The organism is Thalassoroseus pseudoceratinae (assembly GCF_011634775.1).
Taxonomy (GTDB): domain Bacteria; phylum Planctomycetota; class Planctomycetia; order Planctomycetales; family Planctomycetaceae; genus Thalassoroseus; species Thalassoroseus pseudoceratinae.
In genome coordinates, this window is the sequence record NZ_JAALXT010000002.1 from 1134194 (window position 1) to 1154960 (window position 20767).

Consider the following 20767-nt stretch of genomic DNA (forward strand, 5'->3'; position numbering starts at 1 on the left):
CGATCCCATAATGCAACTGCGGGCTCAGGGCGGGAAGCGAAAGGCGGTCGAGCGATGAAGAACTTGGTCTTCGCCGTAATGGCAGTTTGGATCTCTGGGGGCCTTCCGCACGCCAGCGGGCAGATCGTGCATTCCTTCGACTTCCAATACTACCACGGCCCCGTTGGCGGCGGATTTCCGGTCGTTTGCGGTCAATACGGTTTACAAAGTTGCGTGGTCAGCCCGCCACCAATCTGGACGCGGACCGATTGCGTGCTGTTTGAATCCACGCCGATCTACACACCAGTGGCTATTTCCGGCCCGGTCCCAACCGTGGGACAATGGCCACCCGAGCAATGGACGCCGGCATTTGTGCCGAATCAGTTTCCGGTTCCCAACACGTTCGCTCTCCGGAACTCGATCGGTGGCCCGGTCAATGCGATCGTCGGACCAACCGAACCGATCCTGCCGGAACCGTCGTCACATACCTCGATTCTCAAAAGTCTACGGACGCAGATTCGTGGAGACCATTGGTTCCGGAAACAGGAATTCAGCGCTGCGTATCGTCGTTATCGGGATGCTGTCAATCAAGCTCGTGACCGTGGAGCGGCCCATTTACGGTTGACGATTGCCCTCGCGGCGATTAATCAATTCGACCGGGCGGCCGAGCAACTCAAAAAGGGACTGCGAGCGGACCCGGCACTCGTCGAGGAGGCGGACACCTTAGAAACGGTGTTTGGGCCGGAGAACGAAGTCGCCAAGCAAGGAGTGTTGCTCGCGGTTCTCGAATGGTTGGAAGAAGAGAAGCAAAACCCCGATCGGCTGTTCCTGGCGGGGGCGTTGTTGCAATTCGACGGCCAAACAGAGCGGGCGAAAGAGTTGCTCGAGTCCGGTCGCAAACTCTCGCCGCGAGCGGGTTGGTTCGATCCATTGCTTGCCGCGATTCCGCCCGCCAACGCGAATGAACCCTGAGGAAAACACGAGGCATCGATTGACCACCGAAGATTCATCGACAACATCGAACAATTCCAACGAACGAACACTGGTAACGCTTTGTACCTACAACGAAAGTGAAAACCTGCCGGGGCTGATCGCAGAAATTCATCAGCATGCGGCTGACGTCGATGTGTTGGTGATCGACGACAATTCCCCAGACGGCACGGGGCGAATTGCCGATCATTTAGCATCGACTGATTCTCGAATTCACGTTTTGCATCGCGCGGAGAAACAGGGCATCGGTGCCGCCACGTTGGCTGGGTTTTGGTGGGCGATTGACCGAGGTTACTTCTGGCTGATCAACATGGACGCGGATTTCAGTCATCACCCGCGACACCTGCCGGAACTTCGCGCGGCCATCACCGGGACGAATGGCGAACCCGTGGATGTTGTCATCGGTTCGCGATATGTGAAGGGCGGGGGAATCGAAGGTTGGGGACCGCTTCGACACGTGATGAGCAGAGGCGTAAACTTCTACGCCCGATCCGCACTCGGATTACGAACGAAAGACAACAGCGGTTCGTTCCGCTGTTACCGGGTCAGTAAACTCGCAGAGATCGACTGGAGCCGCGTCCGAGCGAAAGGCTACGCGTTCGAAGAGGAAGTGTTGTATCGCTGCCGCCGGGTCGGTTGCCGATTCGCGGAAGTGCCAATCGTCTTTCTCGACCGCCAACATGGACAATCGAAGATCAACACTCGTGAAGTCCGACGGGCCTTGTGGGATATTTTCCGATTGGGCATCGACAACGTCCGTCGTGTGCCGGTCCGCGAGGCCGGTGAGAAAACACCCTCGTAGAACCGAATTCACAACGAATCGGGAACGGCGGCACGGGTGAAAGTTTGGAGCGGATGGCGTACGCTGTTATCAACAACCATTCATATTTCACGATCACAGAGGATCATCCATGATTGATCGATTTTTAACTTTGGCGTTCGCGTTTGGTTTGCTCATGGGGAGTGTGGCACAAGCGGCCGAACCGGCATCGTCCGAATCGGCATCCTCTGAATCGGAAGCCAAGTATTTGGGGAACATCCACCAAGTTACCAAAGGCTTGCCTCGGGCGGGGGAAGGGTATTTCTCGCCGGACGGCAAAACCATCGTGTTCCAAGCGTATCCGGTTGGCTATCCGTTCTACCAAATCTATACACAGGACCTGAAATCCGGCGACGTGCGGCGAATCAGCCCCGGTCGCGGGCGGACAACCTGTGCGTACTTCACTCCCGATGCCGGAAAGATTCTCTTCGCCTCGGCTCATACCCATCCACACGTTGGACGGGAAGAGTTGACCGCTCGGAAAATCGCAGCTGAAGGTGGACGCCGACGCTACCAATGGGATTTCGATGAGTACATGGATATCTACACTGTCGACCGAGATGGCACAAATCTGACCCAACTCACCGATGCACCCGGATACGATGCCGAAGGAAGTTACTCGTCTGACGGCAAACACATCGTGTTTACGTCGACTCGTGATGGCGATCCCGATTTGTACATCATGGATGCCGACGGTGGAAATGTTCGGCAAATCGTCAATGTTGACGGCTACGACGGCGGACCGTTCTTCTCACCGGATGATAAGTGGGTTATCTTCCGAAGTGACCGTGATAAAGAACACATGCTGCAACTGTACGCGGTTTCGGTCGATGGCAAACACGAAGTCCAACTGACCGACAATTTGAACGAAGTCAACTGGTGCCCCTATTTTCATCCCAGCGGGAAGTACATCATCTGGTCGAGTGCCGACTACAGTCGCGGTCCAGTTGGGGCTCACTTCCAACTCAAGACGATGGATATCGAGTACGACGACGAGACGTTCAAAGGCGGCCAAGTTACACAAATTACAACTGCTCCCAGTGCCGACGTGCTTCCTGTCTTTAGTCCCGATGGCACCAAACTAATGTGGACCAGCACACGCACGGAAGACGGCAGCAGTCAACTCTGGATGGCCGACTGGCTCCGCGGAGAACCGAAAAAGTAGCAGATCACCACGTATGTCAGGATACGCACATCCGCGTTGGTCCATGATAAGATCCGAACATGAAGAGGGGACGAACGATGAGCCGTTGTGTTCTTGTGTCGGTGGTTGTCATTGGGATTTCCGCGAGTCGGCTTTCCGCGGATTGGCCGGAGTTCCGTGGTGCGAACAACGATGGCCATTCCAAGGCGAAGTCCGCCCCGTTGGAATGGAGTTCCACCGCGAATGTCGCTTGGCGTGTGGAACTTCCCGGCAACGGAAACGGTAGCCCCGTCGTCGCGGATGGAAAAGTCTTCATCACGTGGGCCAATCCGGATGGCCGAGAACGGTCACTCGGTTGCTTTGCCGAGTCCGACGGTAAGCGGATTTGGAGCAAGACTGTCGATTTCGACGAGGAAGAGCCCACCCACAAAACGAACCCGTACGCGCCGACCACACCGGCGGTTCAGGGGGACCGTGTCGTTGTCTGGCATGGCTCCGCTGGTCTCTTCTGTTACGACTTATCAGGAAAACTGATATGGCAGAGGGACCTGGGCAAATTCATTCACATTTGGGGATTTGGTTCGTCGCCAATCGTCCACAACGAAACCGTGTACTTGAACGCCGGACCGGGCGAACGGCAATTCGTGGTGGCCTTCGATTTGAAGAGCGGTGACGAGTTGTGGCGGACCAACGAACCCGGTGGAGCGAGCGGTCTTAGCCAGAAGAAACGCGAATGGGTCGGGTCGTGGGGGACGCCAGTCGTCGCTCAAGTGGAGGGCGAGGGACAATTGATCGTCGGCCAACCAAAACGCGTTGTCGCGTATGACCTCAAGTCAGGAGAAATCCGCTGGTTTGTCGGGGGGCTTGAACAGAAGGGATTGGTCTATACCTCGCCGATGATCAGTGAATCCGACGGAATCGGTGTGGTCATGGGGGGCTTTCGCGGAACGGCGATTGGCTTCCGATTGGGCGGAAACGGAGACGTTACGGAAACGAATCAACTCTGGCAGGTCAAGCAGGGCAATCCGCAACGGATCGGCTCGGGAGTGATCCTTGGCGAGTCTATTTATTCTGTTGGAGCCGGCCCGGGAGTGGTTCAATGCATTGAACTCAATACGGGCAAGGAGCGGTGGAAGGCTCGCGCGAAAAGTTTTTGGGGCTCCATTGTCGCAGTTGGCGATCGGCTGTATGCAACCGACCAAGACGGCACAACGCACGTGTTCGCGGCGGATCCAAACGAATACCGGGAATTGGCCATCAATCCCCTCGGCGAGCCCAGCAACTCCACGCCCGCTATTACCAATGGCCAAGTCGTCATTCGCACCGCGAAGAGTTTGTTCTGTATTCGCGAGTGAGCGTCTCGTCTGACGTAATTCACGGGCGATTGGGGAATAGTCGTTTTCCAACCGCAGAAACGACCAGCATCGAGACTCCGACGAAGGCGAAAATTTGGACGTGCAGTGTGAAGACGCTCATGGCAAGTTCGCCGCTCTAGACCGTCACTGGGTCGTTGATGTGCAGAGGAAAGTCGAAGTTGCAACTAGGCCGAGAAACACCTCGACCTATTTGCTCAATTCGAGATCCAAGAGTCGTTGCTGACACAGCACAACCCGTCGGTAATCGTGCTGGGTTTCGTAGAGTTTGACGACCTTGCGGAGACAGCACTCACAGGTGATCTCCTGAATCTGCTCAAGCGAGAGTTCAGAAACGAACCCATAGGCTTCGTCATGGCGGTCCTGCTTGATGAGCATTCCCGCAACGCCGATTCGGTAGCAGACATTTTCCGGGTCCAGCGAAATCGCTTTGCGAGCCAGGCCTTCAATCAGGTGAATTGGGTAACCACACCGAGCCGCATAGTGTCCCATGTCGTAATAGGATTGAGCATTCAAGGGATCTCGTTCGGTCGCCACACGACAGGCCCGCATGGCGTCACCGGGTTGATCGATCGCATCCAGAGCGGACGCAATCTGCAAGAGCATATCGATCGTCATTTGCGAGTTGTCGATCAGATCGCAAAGAAGATCGCGTGAAAGCTCTGTACGCCCGATTTTGCCATATCCATAACCAAGACAGACACGTGCAAGGGGGCGAAGCGGCACAAACAGCGATGCACGTTCCAGTGCCGAAACCGCGATTGCGAAGCGACCTCGTGTGCCTTGGATCAGACCAAGCAATTCCCACCCGTAGCCACACTCCGGGGATTGTTTCAAGTAGTTCTTGGCTGAATGCAAAGCGACTTCCAATTCGCCGTTCTCGAATGCATTTTCCGCGGTTTCCAAGGATTTCGTCATCATGACCAATGGGCCTTCGCAATTGCACAAGCCAGGAAATGCACTTCCTGACTGTCGGGTGATCATTGAGAGAGCCAATCGATGGGCAATGCATCGTTGGCCAGTTTGTTCTCGCGAACCTCACACTGCTGAAATCATTCGAAAAGCGTCACCGGCTGCGAAATTGCGGGGAGGAACGGTTTCAATCCGCAGCCGATGACGTTGCTTCTCTCGATCGAAGCCCCGGTAACAGGACTATTCAAGCGACCGTTCATGTAACGCATTCGAGTGAAACTGAGATTCAGTCTCAGAAGTTACTCGTCGTGAGGAGTATCGTCAAGGACGTGTGCTTGAAAAAAGGAAACTCACAAAAAATTTCTGTTTTTTGGCTCCTCTCCAACAATTGACCGTCGAATCTCGTACAGAGGGTAGGTTTCACTTCATTTCAGACGCGGTCTCGCGTCTTTTTGGTTCTCAACGGAAGGGAAGTAGTATGAAAGTATTTCAAGCGACACGGCATTGGCTGGTTGCATTGACGGGAAGCATGTTGCTTGTGGGGGCGGCGGTTGGTTTAGCCGACCGAAAGCCAGCGGATCAACAAGCGATTCGGCAAGCACGGGACCTTTCGACGGCGTTCCGCAGCGTGGCTAAACAAGCCACTCCGGCGGTTGTTTCAATTGAAACAACGTCGAAGCCGAAGGTCATGGAAGAAGCTCAGTTGCGATCATCGCCGTTTGGTGAGGACAGCCCTTTCAAAGAGTTTTTCCAACGTGATCCGCAGTTGCGTCGGTTCTTTGAACAGCAGCGAGGATTGCAAGGACAACGTCGAGCACCCGAGCGAAAAGGCATGGGCTCCGGGTTTGTGATCGATGCGGACGGCATCATTCTCACCAACAATCACGTGGTGCAGGATGCGGATGAAGTCAAAGTGCGATTCTCCGATGGTCGGGAATACATCGCGACCGATGTGCGAACCGATCCACGGACCGACGTCGCCGTTGTGCGAATCGATGTCCCGAAGGGGTCACTCGATGTTCTGCCGATGGGCGACAGCAACGACGTCCAAGTGGCAGACTGGGTGCTGGCCGTGGGAAGTCCGTTCGGTTTGGCCACCACTGTGACACAAGGCATCATCAGTGCGAAAGGCCGTGTGCCTGGCATCAATGAGCGGGAAAATTACCTGCAAACCGATGCCGCAATCAATCCAGGGAACAGCGGAGGACCGCTGGTGAACTTGGATGGAGAAGTCATCGGAATCAACACCGCGATTTCTTCTAAGAGTGGCGGATACGACGGCATTGGCTTTGCGATCCCAATCAATATGGCGAAGTGGGTCGCAATGCAATTGATTGACAAAGGCGAAGTCGATCGGGCGTATCTTGGTGTCACGATTCAAGAAGTCAGCAGCCCAATCGCCAAGCAATTGGGCGTTGAACTCGGCAAAGGAGCTTTGGTTGGTCAGGTCTTCAAAGACTCTCCCGCAGATGATGCAGGAGTCGAACCCGGTGACCTTATCCTGAAACTCAACGGGAAAGATGTTCGTGGGCCGAGTGGTCTGCAAGACGCCGTTGAACGGCTCGAGTTGGGCAAGAAATACCCGCTCGTTGTGCTGCGAGATGGTGAACTTCAAACCTTGACAGTTGCGGCTCAGGAAATGCCTGAGGACTATTCTCGCGAAACGTTGAGTCAACGGTCGTCCAAGGAAGATGCTCAAGACTACGAAGAAGTTGGCTTGAGCGTCCAAGATGTTACCCCAGCCGTTGCTCGGCAACTTGGGTTGGATCGCACGGAAGGTGTGGTTGTGTCATCGGTGAACGAAGACAGCCCGGCGGGTGAAGTCGGGATTGATGTCGGCGACGTCATCATGAAAGTCGGCAATCAACGGATTCGTACCAAGGACGACTTCGACGCGGCCATGAAGGATGCGAATCTCGAAGATGGGATTCTGATGCTGGTCCGCAGCGGAAGCAAATCACGATTCGTTGTGCTACAATAATCGTTTGCTTGGGGAATTGCCCCGACAGGTTCGATCCTGTCTTTAACCGCTGGACATTCCGCGAAGTCCGTCGCACCAATGTGTGCGGCGGGCTTTTTTCGTGTTACGACTTCGGCAATGCGGAGAGATAGACCAGCAAACGGTCTTCGAAATGAGGGACGGCTTCCGCCAATCGATCACTCAGTGGTTTCGCAACGTTACCGCTCTGCAGGTCCGCCAAATATGCGAGTAGGGCCTCTCTGGTTTCCGGTGACGAATGCATGCAGAAATGGACCCAGGCCCAGGCCTCTTCATAGTGCGGTTGTTGCATCGCGGAAAATTCGGTTAGCGATTCCAATGCACGGATATCCGGTCGCCAGCCGTCCGCCAATTGCCGATTCAGTGACGCGACGGTGCGGGAATTCATGTTCCCTTTGACTTCGAAATACTCAGCCAATCCTTCATCGATCCACAGCGGCACATGCCCCAAACTCGCGTGCAGCACGCCGTGCGTGTATTCATGTCGCAAGTCTTCCTGAATGCGTTTGCCCCAGAAAGTGAAGACCGCAAGTTCCGTGGGCGTGCCGACGAAGTAGGCCCGTCGCTGCGGAAGTCCGGGATACGTGCGGTTCAAGTATTGAGTGTATTCGAGTTGTCCACTGAAAAGGTAGACAACCACTTCACGCCGTTGCGGTGGCAATTGCAATTCGGATGTGATGTGGTCCCGCATTTGTTCGAGGTCCACGATTAATTCATGTTCCGGCGGCAATTTGAAGTTGCTGAGGACCAACAAGTGATCCGACCGGACCGAGTGACGACTCGGCGGGCCGACGGATTGAAGTTGTGTCGCTTGGCAGCCGATCAATAGCCACACCATCGGCAGCACGACGCGCCAAACGCGGCTTGGTTGGGTCGTCTGAGTCACCGCCATTAGGCCGCTCGCAAGAAAGTGGGGGGGCACTCAGCGGACACGGCAGATCCAGAGCGGCCCAACGGTAACTCTTGGCGGAGTTGCTTTTGCTGCGAATCTGTCAAACGGTGAGTATAACTTCGCAGAAAATGTTCCTGAAACCGTGGTCGATCGGCGAAGGCCGGCAAAATTTCTTGAAGACGCTTCACGCGTTGCCGGATACTGAGTGAACGTCGCCGCTGTCGTAATCGATGCGTATGCGACCACGCCAGCTTCATGGATTCCTGGTCGATCAACACATTCGAGCCGTCCCATTCACGGTAATAGAATCCGCAATGATGCAATCGGTCCAATTCCCTCCCGATCAGGGAAGCGATTGATTCGATGTCGGCCGATTGGTTTGTGGAATCCAAGACGTCCGGTAGTGGTCGGAAAGACGATTGGGGAGCTAACAGCAGGTACGCTTTTTGACCACGGAGTTTGGGTTCGTAGACGGCCCATGGTTCAATGGTTGGCAAGTTGCGTCGGAGCAGGGCGTGCCCCATTCGCCAGGCATGGGCGGCGGAGTGTTTCGGTCGTCGTTCGGACGGCGTCATCGGCCAGGAGATCAATTCGGGAGCTAAAGACTCGCTGACAGGATTTGCGTTCGATGTCGGCTGGCTCCGAAAGGCTTTCAACCAGTCAATTCCCAACCGAGCGATGCCCCGGCAGAATAATCCCCAGCGATCGGCGATCAATTGACGGCTATTGGCTCGGTGCCACTTTCGATCTCCATGCCGATCGGCATGACGCAATTCGGTTGTGCATCGACGACTGAGTTCCGTCGCGGTGAATTGGTGTCTGGGGTATTCCTCGGTGTAGGCCCGGAAGAAACGGGATCGCTCCGCACGCGAACATCGGCGGGCAAAGAAATTGTGCCATAATGCCAAATCGCGACATGCCATTTGTGCCGATGGCCGACGACGGTATTGGACGGAATGCAGGTCGATCAACCACATCCGAACCGTATCGGTCCCGGATTCAAACGCTTGCAGGTCGGCACTGGATATCAGAACGTTACCGGGATGTAAGTCGGGATGATACAGGCTATTGCGGTGAAGTCTGCCGAGGACCTCGCCGGCTTCTCGTGTGATCAGTTGCCGGAGTTGGGCTTCCCGGTGGGAATTGTACGTGGGCAGAATATCGCTCAGGACCTCATCCAACGGAATGACATCGGGAATGGCTTTGCTGAGCAGGAAGTTATCCAAAACGAACCCACCTACACGCCGCTCACCGACGGCTACGCAGTCGATCGTGGGAATCCCGGTCTCTTTGACACGCTGTGCCGCTCGCCATTCCAGCTTCGCTCGGGAAGGACGAATCACATTCTGGCCAAATGTTTGCAAATCCGGCACACGAAAATGTTTCAGAAAGTATTCGCCAGACTCGAGTTGCAACCGATACACCACGCGATGCTCACCGGATTTCACCACTTCGGTCGTTGAAGCGTGGAGCCATTCGTCAATCGGCAGTTGGCCATTTCGGTTTGTCAGAAACTCAAAGTCGGGCGTCAACGTCCAGCGAATCACGGTCCGAGAGTCTCGGCTGACGACATCCGTTTGCGGCGAATGAGTTGTGTGAACCTCGGTCATGCGTTGAAACGCTAGCTGATTGCCATATTTCGCTGGATTGGTTCCTGGTGATGCCCATCGGCGAGTCAGGAACTGACAGACTTGTCGAACATCAGAATATCTTGAATGTATTCGCGCGAAAGTTTTGCAGAAATGGTAATTTTCGGCAACCCGAATCCGGAGGGGTTCCGGTGTGTTTGTATGTGCATCGGCGGTGGCCGTTAGCGATCGAGACCTTCGTAGAGTGCGCTGCCGATCCGAATCATCGTAGCACCTTCTTCGATGGCGATTTCAAAGTCTCCGCTCATCCCCATCGAAAGTTCGTGGAGGATAGGTTCGTCGGGCGTTTGCTCACGGAGCCGATCTCGAAGGGTTCGCAACGCGGCGAATGTCTTGCGAATTTGCGTTTCGTCGTCAGTGTGTGGGGCCATCGTCATCAAGCCGTCGAGCTGCCACGACGATCGTTCGACCAACTTGGGCCATTCGTCAATAAGCGCGTCGACGGAAAACCCATCTTTCGCGGAGTCTTCAGCGATGTTGATTTCCAACAGGACTTTCGGCCGGGTTTGAAGTTCGTCCGCCATGAATTCGATGCGGTCTAATAGACGCAAGGAATCGACGGAGTGAATCACCTCGACAATCGGCAAAACCGGTCGGACTTTGTTCCGTTGCAAATGCCCAATGAGATGCCAATGCACGTCAGGTAGATCGGAATCGTCGCGGAACTCCTCCGCTCGTTGGACGAGTTGCTGCGGTCTGGCTTCTCCGAGTGTCGTCCAGCCGAGCCGAATTAATTCTCGGACCCATTCGGTGCGAGCATACTTTGTCACCGCGATCACTTGGACATCGCTTCGATCACGTCCAGATCGGTGGCAGGCGGCTTCAATTCGTCCGGAAATCTGATCGAGATTCTGCTGTAAAATTGCCAGATTTGCCGACATGGACCGCCAAGCTCAAACAATAAAGACACGCACCAAACCCGTATCTGCACAATTTCACTGTGGAACGTTCGATGGGAACGCACATCGGTCATTCTAATTGACGGCAATCGCGCGGCAAGACTCGATTAATCAAAGTTCGCCCGTCCCAGAAACCGCACGCCATATTCCCAAAAATCTTCGTCGGTCACTTGGCGGCAACGAACCGTTTCCGCTCGCATCCAAGTCGGCCCGCGTCCGGGAACTTCGATGCCCACAAAGATCGATTGCCACTGCCGTTGTTCCGGGTAGATGAACGATAAACCGCTCTGGGAGACTGAACGGCCCCAGACCATGCATTCCTCGAGTTCATCGAAATCCGTGATGTCGTCGGTGTTGATTGCTTCGCGGATTCGAATGATGCCCCGGTAACAGGAACGCGTGTGGCTCCGCTGCTGCTCGTAAACGGCACCGGTGCGGGTCTCGAGTCGGTCAAGCACGTCTAATGCGCGAACAGCAGCCCGACTGATGTTTTCGGAATATTCTTCAATACTGGATAAAGGCATGGCAAAGGTCTCAACACCCGATGCGAAGTCAGCGGCACTTGAGTAGAGAACATGAAAATTGAGAATTTTTCACACTTCGGTGTGCCTAAACATAACATCGGGTTTTCACTACGTGTTCATGACTATCTTAGTCGAGGATGTACCAACACCTACAACCGGATTAACCCGTTCACCTGACGACCTTCGAGATTGATTCATATCAATACTCAGTGTTGCGACACGGGCGTTGTCCCGTTATCGTGCCAAAGCGGCTCTTGCTCTTCAGACACAAAAGGTTTTCATGGATAACGAATCGAATTTACAGGCCCCCAAGTCCAAACGTTACGGGTTTTGGGGAAGTCTTGGTCCTGCGATCATTACGGCGTCGGTTGTGCTTGGTCCGGGGAGTATCCTGAGTGCATCGAAAATCGGGCAACAATACGGGTACTCCATGAGTTGGGTCCTGTTGGTTGCCGTCAGTTTGATGTTGGGAATGACGGCATTGTCGGCCCGGTTGGGCGTGTTGTTTGACCACACCCTATGTGAAGAGATGGCCCGTCGTGCCGGTCGTTGGTTGGCACTGCTGGCTGGAACAACCATCTTTCTGATCGTGGCCTGCTTTCAGTTCAGCAACAACTTAGGAGTGCTGGCCGCGTTGGAGCCGTTCTTCGAAGACGGGGCGACCTGGGTTCCGGCGGTTGTCATTGTGAACTTGAACGTGTTCGCAATCGTGGCGTTGTTCGGTTCCGATCGGCTGTACAAACCGATTGAACGCCTGATGAAACTACTGATCGGCTTGATGATCGTGGGCTTCGCCGCCAACTTGGTGATTGCAAAACCCGACATCTCCGCACTGTTCGCTGGTTTCAAACCATCACTTCCAAGTCCGTCCGAGGATGGTGGAAGCTCGGAAAGTCTGACCGCGTTGCTGGCGTTGTTCGGCACCACGTTTTCTGTTGCGGGAGCGTTTTACCAGTCGTACCTCGTTCGCGAGAAAGGCTGGACGCGTGACGATTTGAAACCGGGGCTGATCGACTCGACTGTCGGGATTTGTACCCTGGGTTTCATCACCTTGATGGTGATGACAACGGCAGCAGCGGTGTTTAATAAGCCGGAAACTGGTCCAATTACCCTGAAGTCCGTCGCCGATGTCGCGTTGGCGTTGAAGCCGTTGTTCGGTTCGTTCGCCACAGGTTTGTTCTGTCTCGGAATTTTCGCCGGTGCGTTCAGCTCGTTTTTGGTGAACGCCATGATTGGTGGCTGTATGATGTCTGACGGCCTCGGTTGGGGAGGATCGATTGACCTGAAAGGTCCGAAACTTTTGACCGTCTTGGCTTTGATCTGTGGGATGAACATCGCATTGTATGTTCAGCTGACCGGGCAAAGACCGGTAAATCTCATTATCTTCGCCCAATCAATGACCGTTATGGGGCTGCCAATTTTGGCTGCCGTGCTGCTCTGGTTGAGTTTCCAATCCGATCTGACCGAACGCGGTGGAGTTCCCGTTTGGATGAAGATCGTGGCGTTTGTTGGACTGGGAATCTCAATTTTCGTTGCGGGGCGGACTGCGACCAACATTTACGGCAAGCTCACTGCGGAAAAGACGGCGGCCGTAATCTGGCAGCCGGAAACGATGCATTCCTGAGCAACTAACGGTGTTGGCGTAATGGCTCAATATTCTTATCATCAGGCGAGTTTGCCTCATCCTTTCCAAGAGCACACTCCCTGATGACCATGCCAACCGATCCGGTCGTACGTCCCGTTCCCGAGCCGATGAATCGTCCGATTCGTTTGGGCGTTCTCATTTCCGGGGGCGGCACAACGTTGCTCAATTTGCTGCAACACATCGAATCCGGTGCGCTCGAAGCAGAAGTGGTCAGCGTTTTGGCCAGCCGAGCTGACTGTCGTGGCATCGAACGGGCCAATGCAGCGGGAATTCCAACTGACGTCATCGCACGGAAGGAATTCGATTCGAGCGAATCCATGAGCGACGCGTTGTTTGCGTCGCTTCGTACATCAGATGTGGACCTTGTCATTCTCGGTGGCTATTTGTCGCGAGTCACGATTCCCGAGGACTTCCGCTGGCGGGTGTTGAACATTCATCCGTCGCTCATTCCTGCATTCAGCGGTCCCGGTTTCTACGGGCATCATGTCCACGATGCGGCACTGGAACGGGGCGTGAAGATTTCGGGGTGCACCGTACATTTTGCGGATGACCAGTACGATCATGGCCCCATCATTTTGCAGCGACCGGTGGCCGTGCTCGATGATGACACACCCGACAGCCTAGCCGCACGCGTCTTTGACGCCGAATGCAAAGCGTTCCCCGAAGCCATTCGACTCTACGCCGAAGGCCTTCTCGAAATTTCCGGCCATCGAGTGCGGATTCTCGATTGATCAACCTGTTTCGGACGGTGAATCACTTTCGGAATCGGTTGACGATGAATTCCGGTTCGCGTCATCAGCGTCCGATTTGTTGGTGCCGGGACTGATCTGCGGGCTGGTTTTGTGCTCGTCGAGAATCGCCTTCAATTGCGTTGCATCCATGGTTTCGTGTTCGAGCAATTCCCGCGTCATGTGTTCTAATGCGTCTCGGCGATCGGTCAGAATTTCCAGCGAAGTGTTGAAGGCGTCATCGAGAATCGCTTTGACTTCCATGTCAATTTCTCGAATCGTTTGCTCAGCATGCAAAACTTCACCAGGCCCCGATTGAGCACCCAAGTACTGCGATCGGGCATTTTCGCTGTAGAACATTCGCCCCAGTTTCGGACTCATGCCGAACTCGGTCACCATGCGTCGGGCAATGCTCGTGGCTCGTTGCAAATCGTTTTGGCCACCGGTTGAGGAATCGTTAAACACAATCTGTTCCGCCGCGATGCCGCCCAAGAGACCGCAGATTCGGTTGTACAATTCGGTTCGCGTGTTGAGTTGGCGTTCTTCTTCCGGGAAGTGCAGGGTGTAACCCAGACCCATCCCACGCGGAATGATCGAAATTTTGTGAACCGGATCGGTGTGAGGCAAACTGCACGCAACCAAGGCGTGACCGCATTCATGGTAGGAAACGCGAAGCTTTTCTTCCTCGTGAATGATGCGTGTCTGCTTCTCCAAGCCGGCGACCACCCGTTCGATGCCCTCTTCGAATTCCACTTGAGTCACTTTGGCTTTGTTGGATCGAGCCGCGAGCAAGGCCGCTTCGTTGACGAGGTTCGCCAAATCGGCTCCTACAAATCCCCCAGTGATCCGGGCGATCCGAGCCAAATCGACAGTGTCGTCCATCTTAATTTTAGCGGCATGGACTTTGAGAATTGCTTCCCGTCCGCGTACGTCCGGACGGTCCACAAGCACGTGACGATCGAAACGGCCCGGTCGCAGCAACGCCGGGTCGAGTGTCTCGGGGCGGTTGGTGGCTCCCATGACGATTACGCTTTGGTCGGACGAGAAACCATCCATTTCGACAAGAAGTGCGTTGAGCGTTTGCTCGCGTTCATCGTGTCCGCCTGGCAAGCCGCTCCCGCGAGTTTTGCCGAGGGCATCCAACTCGTCGATGAAGATGATGGCCGGGGATTTCGCACCGGCTTGTTGGAACATATCCCGGACACGGGCGGCACCCACGCCAACGTACATCTCGACGAAGTCCGAACCGGACAAACTATAAAACGGCACACCGGCTTCCCCGGCAACCGCTTTGGCCAGCAGAGTCTTCCCGGTTCCCGGCGGACCGACGAGCAGCACACCACGGGGAATACGACCACCAAGTGCCTGATACTTGCCAGGTGTGCGAAGAAACTCCACGACTTCCCGCAATTCGTCGACGGCTTCCTCAATGCCAGCCACATCGTCGAATGTGATCGTGATGTCTTCTTGCGCGTGCATGCGTCCGCGACTACGACCAAACGACAACGCCGAGCCCGGCCCGTTCATCCGCCGAAAGAGAATGATGAAGAACACCAAGAACATCATCGGAATCAGCAGCAAATATGCCACTTGGTACCATTCCGAGGGGCCACTGACGAACCCCCACTCGATGCCTTTTTCGTTGAGCTTCCGAGTGAGATCATTTTTCTTGACATCGCCAATTTCAAAAGCTGGAATGCGGTAGGTTGTGACATCATCGTCGGGGGCGGAGAAATCCCCTTTCTCCAACTCCTCTTCCGTGATGTCTTCAACGGGCTGATCTTGAAACGTAATGTCTTTGGAGCCGATCTTCAGATTGAAGACGTTGTTCTTGTTGAATCGAGGGGCTTCTTCGCCTTCCCCTTTTTCAAGTCCTCGTTCAAATTCCCCCAGGGAAATGACCTTCCCACGCGACTGCGTGCCCAGCCAAACCATGCAGCCGGCGAGCAGGATTGCACCGATGACGAGATACCACAGCAAATTCGTCGGTGGCTGTTTGTCCGACGGCTTTCCACCATCACGGGGCGGACGTTGCGGCTTCTCTTCACCAGGGGGCAATTCAGGTTTAGACATTCGCGTTTTCCAACCTTTTCGGGATTCGGTTCGGAAACCAAGTTTCTCTGCGAATCATACGGTGTCGAATCGCGGAGGCAAGCCGATAGAAACGACTTCAGGCCGCTTAACGGTCGTCCTCGACTCGTTCGAAGATCAGCGGATGATCCGAATTGACGTCGGCGACTCGCAGCGAGATTTTGCCATCGAGGACGTCTTCCAGCAATTCACCACAGACCTCCGCCCGCCAACCGAGCGTCAATTTGGGCGGGTCGCCTTGGCGATCGTTGTAGACATGCCAGCGAACCAAGTGACGAAGATCGGCGGATGTGCCGACGAGTGATCGCGCGACATTCATCTCCGCACACCGATTCGCCAGGGCAATTCCCAGAAGTTGTCCGATGACTTGTTCATCGGGGTTGTTGTCAGAGTCCGTGCGTTTGACCACGGGGGGGAGTTCACTGTCGGGAACGGCCAGACCGGCTTGAATCGCCTGGATCATAGCCGGGAAGCTCCGGCGGTATTCACCACGATTCATGTCCCGGGTGGCCAACATCTCTTTCTCGTTCTTGGGTTGGCGACGTGCCATTTCCACGAGAAGGTCGTCACGTAGGATTCGTCGAACCGGCCGATTTCGCTCGCAGGCGTCGGCATCTCGCCACTCAGCCAGCGCATGGAGCACGGCCAGCTCACGTCGAGTGAGCCGATGCAAACCATTGATGCGATCCCAGGGCGGCCGTTCGCAGTCGTCGGCCAACTCCGTCACCATTCGCTCGAACTCGGCATTGGCCCAAGAAAGGCGGTGATTGCGTTTCAGCCAAGCTTCCTGCTTCCGCCAAACACCGAGTACGTAATTCACATCTTCAAGGGCATAGGTGATTTGCCGATCGGACAACGGCCGTCGTCGCCAATCAGTTCGCGTTTCCTTACCATGAACTTTCTGCTTGAGCACCCGTGACACAAGTGTATTGTACGCCAGGGGATAGCTGCGACTACGAAGACCTTCGGCGAGCTGGACATCGACCAAATTCGACGGTCGGACACCGCCCAACTCTAGGCAGAATCGAATTTCCGCTTGGCCACCATGAACGACAACTTGTACGTTGTCGTCGGCCATGAGGTTCCACCAACACTGCAGATCGTCAACTCGAAAAGGGTCGACCGCAGCCGACTCATTCCGAGTCGCGAATTGAAGCAGACACAACTCTGGTCGGTAGCTGTATTCGGAGACGAATTCCGTATCGAAGGCGACTTGGCCTTCTTCGGCAATCTGTTGACACAGTTTTTCGAAGGATTTTTGATCCTCAATCAGCCGGCTTGACATTCCCACAATCTCTGGCTTTGGGCACCATCCTGTCCCGGAAAGACGCCGCTTCACCTGCTGGCGTCTGAATTTTCGGACTGATGATCCCATTACGCTCAGTGGACTGCAAGCGTGTTCGGAAGTTTGCCGGAAACTTCCCGCGCAAAACTCGTGTCACGCCTCTGAGAACCCGGTTTTTCGAAGGATTTTGATCCTTCAAGCCCGCAGAGTCGTGACACACCGCCGCGAATTACGAAAGCAGCAGTTCGAGGTCATCGGTCGAGAGATCCCGAAGCAGGTTGTTATCGGCTTCGAGAATCGCTTCGGCCAACCCTCGCTTTTTCTTCTGTAGTTCGGCGATTTTCTCTTCCACTGTCCCGCGACAAATCAATCGGTACGCGAACACCTGACGCGTCTGACCCACCCGGTGCGCCCGGTCAATTGCTTGAGCCTCGACAGCGGGGTTCCACCATGGGTCCAGCAGGAACACGTAGTCCGCAGCGGTCAGGTTCAAACCCAATCCACCGGCTTTCAGACTGATCAGGAAGATCCCCTTCTCAGGATCGTTCTGGAACGATTCCACACGCTCGGCCCGGTCACGAGTTTGACCGTCGAGATATTCGTACTTCAGGCCGGCTTCGTCGAGGTGATCGCGAACGATGCTGAGCATGCTCGTGAACTGCGAGAACACCAACGATTTGTGGCCTTCTTGAATCAACTCTTCCAGGTGTGGAACGAGCACTTCCAGCTTCGCACCTTGCTCGGCTTTCGAGTCTTCCCGCAACAAACCCGGATGGCACGCGGCCTGACGGAGTCGCAAGAGGGCTTCGAGCACGTGCATTTTCGATTTGCCCAAACCCTGCTTTTCGACCATGCCCAACAGCGAACTGCGGTAGTGATCCCGCAATTCGTCGTACAGACGACGTTGATCGGTCCCCATATCGCAGTACAGAGTTTGTTCGACTTTCTCCGGCAATTCGCCCGCCACTTGCGATTTGGTTCTGCGGAGAATGAATGGCCGCAGACCCGAGGTGAGCAACTGACGGGAATTCTCGTCCTTGGTGTCGGTCGTGTAGCTCTTGAAAATCGAGCTTCGTCCCAACATCCCTGGGTTGAGGAATTCGAAAATCGACCACAAATCGCCCAGGTGGTTCTCGATGGGAGTCCCACTGAGAGCCACGCGATGATTCGCACGCAACAACCGCGATGCCTTCGCAATTTGCGACGAGGGATTCTTGATGGTTTGGGCTTCGTCGAGAATCACGTAGTCAAATTGCACGTCCTTCAGATTCACGATGTCCCGGCGAAGCGTGCCGTAGGTTGTAAGAATGATGTCGTATTCATCGAACTTTTCGCGAAGTGCCTCGCGGTCCAAACCGGAGTAATCCAGAACGGCTTGTTCGGGGGTAAATCGTGTGGACTCCTGATGCCAGTTGAACAACAAAGATTTCGGCACGACAATCAGCGATGGCAGTCGTTTGTCACGATTTTGACGGCGACGCATCAACAGGGCCAACACTTGAATCGTTTTCCCCAAGCCCATGTCGTCGGCCAAACAACCGCCGAGCCGGAAGTCTTGAAGGAACGAGAGCCAACCGAGCCCTTCCCGCTGATAACCCCGCAATTCCCCTTTGAAGCCGGTCGGTTCCTTGTCTTCCTGAACCCCGCCGAATTCCCGGAATCGGGTGCGTAGTTCTTCGAATTGCTCGTCGCGTTCAACAAGTTCCTGCGAGCCAAGCAGTGCATCCAACAATGCGACTTGATTGTGGGAAAACCGAACGTGTTCGTCTTCGGGGATGCCCAAACCAGACAGCAATCCGAATTGTCGCTGCCATTCTTCCGGTAGAATCCCCCACGAGCCGTCATCGAGGCGAATCGTGGTGTCGCCGCGAGACAACGCTGAGAGCAATTCCGGAAACGATACGCTGCCGCCACCGAAATCGACTTTCGCATGCAACTCGAACCAGTCGATTCCAGACTCCACACGGAATTGGACTTTGCCAGGTTGACGAACTTCTTGACCGTCGGCTTTGATGATCCAACCTTGCTCGATCATCGTCCGCACCGCCGGCCCCAACGAACGAGCGGCGATTTCCACATCAAAACCACTCCGACGTTGGTCGAGCAGTCGCCGGAAGCCGTTCTCTTGCAGTTGTGTCCAGGCGGTTTCCTCGGCTTCCCGATTTCGCAAGATACAACGGCCTTGCTCACGCTGGACAATGGCCCATTGCGTGCTCGATGCCGACACCTGTGTTCCGAGGTAGTCGAAACGGACATCGCCTTGCAATCGTTCCCAATGCCAGCGTTTGCCGCGTGGCGAGCGGATCGTCAAATACGGAACGGGATCGCAAGTGATTTCCTCAAGGTCCAATTCCTTCGGCAGATCTAACCGAGGCAGCGTGGGCATATCGAGGAGTTGATCGACCAAGTCGTGTTCTTCACCCTCGGGAGCCGTCAACCGTGAATCGCCATTGAACAGGTTGACCCAATTGAACGCATCGAAGTCTTGCAACCGGGCAATATGTGTGTTCGTCAGCACCAAACCGCCGGGAACCAGCAATTCCGTTTCCGACAGTTCGATCGATTCGTCATCGCGACGCAGTAATCCATCGACGCTCCACTCACCTTCGTCACCATCGTGGCTGACGTGGAGCGTCAGGTCCCAAGGTGAACCCTCGTCCCAGGAAAGGGGCGTTTGCTCGCTTTCTTCCGAATTCATGAAGCGAACGCGACCGGTTCGGCACATCAATGGCAGAATCAACTCGCATAACGCAAACGGAATGCGGTAACGGAACGTCGTGGATTGCACTTCGGCTTGCTGTGCGTACCAATTCGACCGCTCTGGAGTTCCCCCGGTGAGATAGGCCAGAATCTTGCTGTCGTCTTCGTGTTCGACTTCATCGAGTTTGCCAGGACGCAATTTGAGCGGTTTCAGCTTGCCCCATTGTCCGTTGGCCCGGCGTTGCCGTTGCGAGGTTTGGACGACGAGTTGCCCGACGTTGCGACTTTCCTCGATGTCGATTTCGTAGAAAATCTCGCGTTCGCGTCCGGCCGACGGCGCAGGCGGTTCGCTGGAACGCATGTCCTTACGGAGATCCTGCAATCGGCTTTCCCATGGACGTAAACGCGGTTTGGTCTCGACCGCCGTCGATTGCGTAGTTTTGGTCCCATTGGTTCGGGGAGCGGCCGGCGGTTGGAACACGTCGCCGTCGTCTTCTTCCTCGTCCCAGTCATCTTCAAAGAGATCAGGTTCGAGTTCCGCAACGAACGGGGGGCAATTCCCAGGACGAGCCGGTCCCGTGAGCAAGTTCCCCTGTTCGACACACAGAACGGTCGCCCAAAGGTGCTTGCACGCACCGGATCTTTGAAATGCATCGCAGGTGCAATACATCTTCAAATCGCCTTCGACCCGGCTTAATTGCGTTTGGTTTTCCTCACCGCTGTCGCGGACCACTCCGAAGACTTGTTCGGGGGTGACTCGGACCAGCGAGACTCGTTCGGCCTCCAAATAAGCCGCCCCACGAAAACGCAAATCGGCTCGAAACTTGCCTTCCAAAAGCTCACTCAGCGTCACAGTGGCTCCCTGCCAGTTGCGGATTGTCGTCGATGTTCGAATGCAGCACTTTTACTGCACGTGGTTGGTTTAAACGGGACGAATCAGGGTGTCTCGTCTCGCCCGTATTGTGTCTGCCGATGGGGAAAGGTCAACCGTACCTAACGATCACGATCCCCGGTTCACACGGCAGCGCATCCGGCCAGGATATCGTATTTCGCGACCGCTGACCAGTTCTCTCACGGACAAGATTTTCCGCGAGAACCGTTGGCAACGCCGTGCCAATGTGGGAAACTGCATCAGAC

15 protein-coding genes are annotated in these 20767 nt (G+C 55.1%); 7 read left to right on the forward strand and 8 right to left on the reverse strand.

Annotation, left to right across the window (positions count from 1 at the left end; all coding sequences use genetic code 11):
* Positions 1–54 precede the first annotated feature (54 nt).
* From G6R38_RS09900 to G6R38_RS09915, 4 genes are all read left to right on the forward strand, one after another.
* On the forward strand, positions 55–951 hold the full coding sequence (locus G6R38_RS09900) for a tetratricopeptide repeat protein (protein ID WP_166823673.1): 897 nt from the start codon (positions 55–57) through the stop codon (positions 949–951).
* A gap of 19 nt (positions 952–970) precedes the next feature.
* Positions 971–1771 carry a polyprenol monophosphomannose synthase gene (locus tag G6R38_RS09905; protein ID WP_240928136.1) on the forward strand — a complete coding sequence of 267 codons (801 nt, stop codon included), beginning with the start codon at positions 971–973 and terminating at the stop codon, positions 1769–1771.
* A gap of 109 nt (positions 1772–1880) precedes the next feature.
* Complete coding sequence (locus G6R38_RS09910; protein WP_240928137.1) at positions 1881–2954, forward strand: TolB family protein; 1074 nt, start codon at positions 1881–1883, stop codon at positions 2952–2954.
* A gap of 77 nt (positions 2955–3031) precedes the next feature.
* A complete protein-coding gene (locus G6R38_RS09915; RefSeq protein WP_166823677.1) occupies positions 3032–4288 on the forward strand; it encodes an outer membrane protein assembly factor BamB family protein in 1257 nt (418 codons plus the stop codon).
* A gap of 207 nt (positions 4289–4495) precedes the next feature.
* Here G6R38_RS09915 and G6R38_RS09920 read toward each other — a convergent pair whose 3' ends face one another.
* Positions 4496–5227, reverse strand: coding sequence for a tetratricopeptide repeat protein (locus tag G6R38_RS09920; protein ID WP_166823682.1), 732 nt, complete (start codon positions 5225–5227; stop codon positions 4496–4498).
* Between the two features lie 469 nt (positions 5228–5696).
* Between G6R38_RS09920 and G6R38_RS09925 the strand changes: the two genes are divergently transcribed.
* Positions 5697–7199, forward strand: a complete 1503-nt coding sequence (locus G6R38_RS09925; protein ID WP_166823685.1) for a Do family serine endopeptidase — start codon at positions 5697–5699, stop codon at positions 7197–7199.
* A gap of 103 nt (positions 7200–7302) precedes the next feature.
* On the opposite strand, the gene G6R38_RS09930 is transcribed toward G6R38_RS09925, so the two are convergent.
* From G6R38_RS09930 to G6R38_RS09945, 4 genes are all read right to left on the reverse strand, one after another.
* Positions 7303–8109, reverse strand: coding sequence for a DUF1570 domain-containing protein (locus G6R38_RS09930; protein WP_166823688.1), 807 nt, complete (start codon positions 8107–8109; stop codon positions 7303–7305).
* The gene (locus G6R38_RS09935) at positions 8109–9719 is read right to left on the reverse strand and encodes a lipopolysaccharide kinase InaA family protein (protein ID WP_166823691.1); all 1611 of its coding nucleotides are present in this window, start codon (positions 9717–9719) and stop codon (positions 8109–8111) included. The genes G6R38_RS09930 and G6R38_RS09935 overlap by 1 nt, the downstream gene beginning before the upstream one ends.
* Positions 9720–9919: 200 nt before the next feature.
* Positions 9920–10639 carry a YggS family pyridoxal phosphate-dependent enzyme gene (locus G6R38_RS09940; RefSeq protein ID WP_166823693.1) on the reverse strand — a complete coding sequence of 240 codons (720 nt, stop codon included), beginning with the start codon at positions 10637–10639 and terminating at the stop codon, positions 9920–9922.
* Between the two features lie 125 nt (positions 10640–10764).
* Positions 10765–11181 carry a hypothetical protein gene (locus G6R38_RS09945; RefSeq protein ID WP_166823697.1) on the reverse strand — a complete coding sequence of 139 codons (417 nt, stop codon included), beginning with the start codon at positions 11179–11181 and terminating at the stop codon, positions 10765–10767.
* A 280-nt stretch (positions 11182–11461) separates the two neighbouring features.
* On the opposite strand from G6R38_RS09945, the gene G6R38_RS09950 reads away from it, so the two are divergent.
* The gene (locus G6R38_RS09950) at positions 11462–12805 is read left to right on the forward strand and encodes an Nramp family divalent metal transporter (protein ID WP_166823700.1); all 1344 of its coding nucleotides are present in this window, start codon (positions 11462–11464) and stop codon (positions 12803–12805) included.
* A gap of 83 nt (positions 12806–12888) precedes the next feature.
* A complete protein-coding gene (gene purN, locus G6R38_RS09955; protein ID WP_240928138.1) occupies positions 12889–13557 on the forward strand; it encodes a phosphoribosylglycinamide formyltransferase in 669 nt (222 codons plus the stop codon).
* Here purN and ftsH read toward each other — a convergent pair whose 3' ends face one another.
* The 3 genes from ftsH to G6R38_RS09970 form a co-directional block, all read right to left on the reverse strand.
* The gene (gene ftsH, locus G6R38_RS09960) at positions 13558–15627 is read right to left on the reverse strand and encodes an ATP-dependent zinc metalloprotease FtsH (RefSeq protein WP_166823703.1); all 2070 of its coding nucleotides are present in this window, start codon (positions 15625–15627) and stop codon (positions 13558–13560) included. It lies immediately after the preceding gene.
* Positions 15628–15733: 106 nt separating this feature from the next.
* Positions 15734–16930 carry a ribonuclease D gene (locus G6R38_RS09965; RefSeq protein ID WP_166823706.1) on the reverse strand — a complete coding sequence of 399 codons (1197 nt, stop codon included), beginning with the start codon at positions 16928–16930 and terminating at the stop codon, positions 15734–15736.
* A gap of 229 nt (positions 16931–17159) precedes the next feature.
* On the reverse strand, positions 17160–20483 hold the full coding sequence (locus G6R38_RS09970; protein WP_166823709.1) for an SNF2-related protein: 3324 nt from the start codon (positions 20481–20483) through the stop codon (positions 17160–17162).
* Positions 20484–20767 lie beyond the last annotated feature (284 nt).

Bases quoted from the DNA above. Each gene is read 5' to 3' on its own strand.
- purN (WP_240928138.1), top strand. From the start codon at position 12,889: ATGACCATGCCAACCGATCCGGTCGTACGTCCCGTTCCCGAGCCGATG.
- G6R38_RS09915 (WP_166823677.1), top strand. From the start codon at position 3,032: ATGAGCCGTTGTGTTCTTGTGTCGGTGGTTGTCATTGGGATTTCCGCG.
- G6R38_RS09900 (WP_166823673.1), top strand. From the start codon at position 55: ATGAAGAACTTGGTCTTCGCCGTAATGGCAGTTTGGATCTCTGGGGGC.
- G6R38_RS09965 (WP_166823706.1), bottom strand. From the start codon at position 16,930: ATGTCAAGCCGGCTGATTGAGGATCAAAAATCCTTCGAAAAACTGTGT.
- G6R38_RS09935 (WP_166823691.1), bottom strand. From the start codon at position 9,719: ATGACCGAGGTTCACACAACTCATTCGCCGCAAACGGATGTCGTCAGC.
- G6R38_RS09950 (WP_166823700.1), top strand. From the start codon at position 11,462: ATGGATAACGAATCGAATTTACAGGCCCCCAAGTCCAAACGTTACGGG.
- G6R38_RS09940 (WP_166823693.1), bottom strand. From the start codon at position 10,639: ATGTCGGCAAATCTGGCAATTTTACAGCAGAATCTCGATCAGATTTCC.
- G6R38_RS09930 (WP_166823688.1), bottom strand. From the start codon at position 8,109: ATGGCGGTGACTCAGACGACCCAACCAAGCCGCGTTTGGCGCGTCGTG.
- G6R38_RS09910 (WP_240928137.1), top strand. From the start codon at position 1,881: ATGATTGATCGATTTTTAACTTTGGCGTTCGCGTTTGGTTTGCTCATG.
- G6R38_RS09945 (WP_166823697.1), bottom strand. From the start codon at position 11,181: ATGCCTTTATCCAGTATTGAAGAATATTCCGAAAACATCAGTCGGGCT.
- G6R38_RS09925 (WP_166823685.1), top strand. From the start codon at position 5,697: ATGAAAGTATTTCAAGCGACACGGCATTGGCTGGTTGCATTGACGGGA.
- G6R38_RS09920 (WP_166823682.1), bottom strand. From the start codon at position 5,227: ATGATGACGAAATCCTTGGAAACCGCGGAAAATGCATTCGAGAACGGC.
- ftsH (WP_166823703.1), bottom strand. From the start codon at position 15,627: ATGTCTAAACCTGAATTGCCCCCTGGTGAAGAGAAGCCGCAACGTCCG.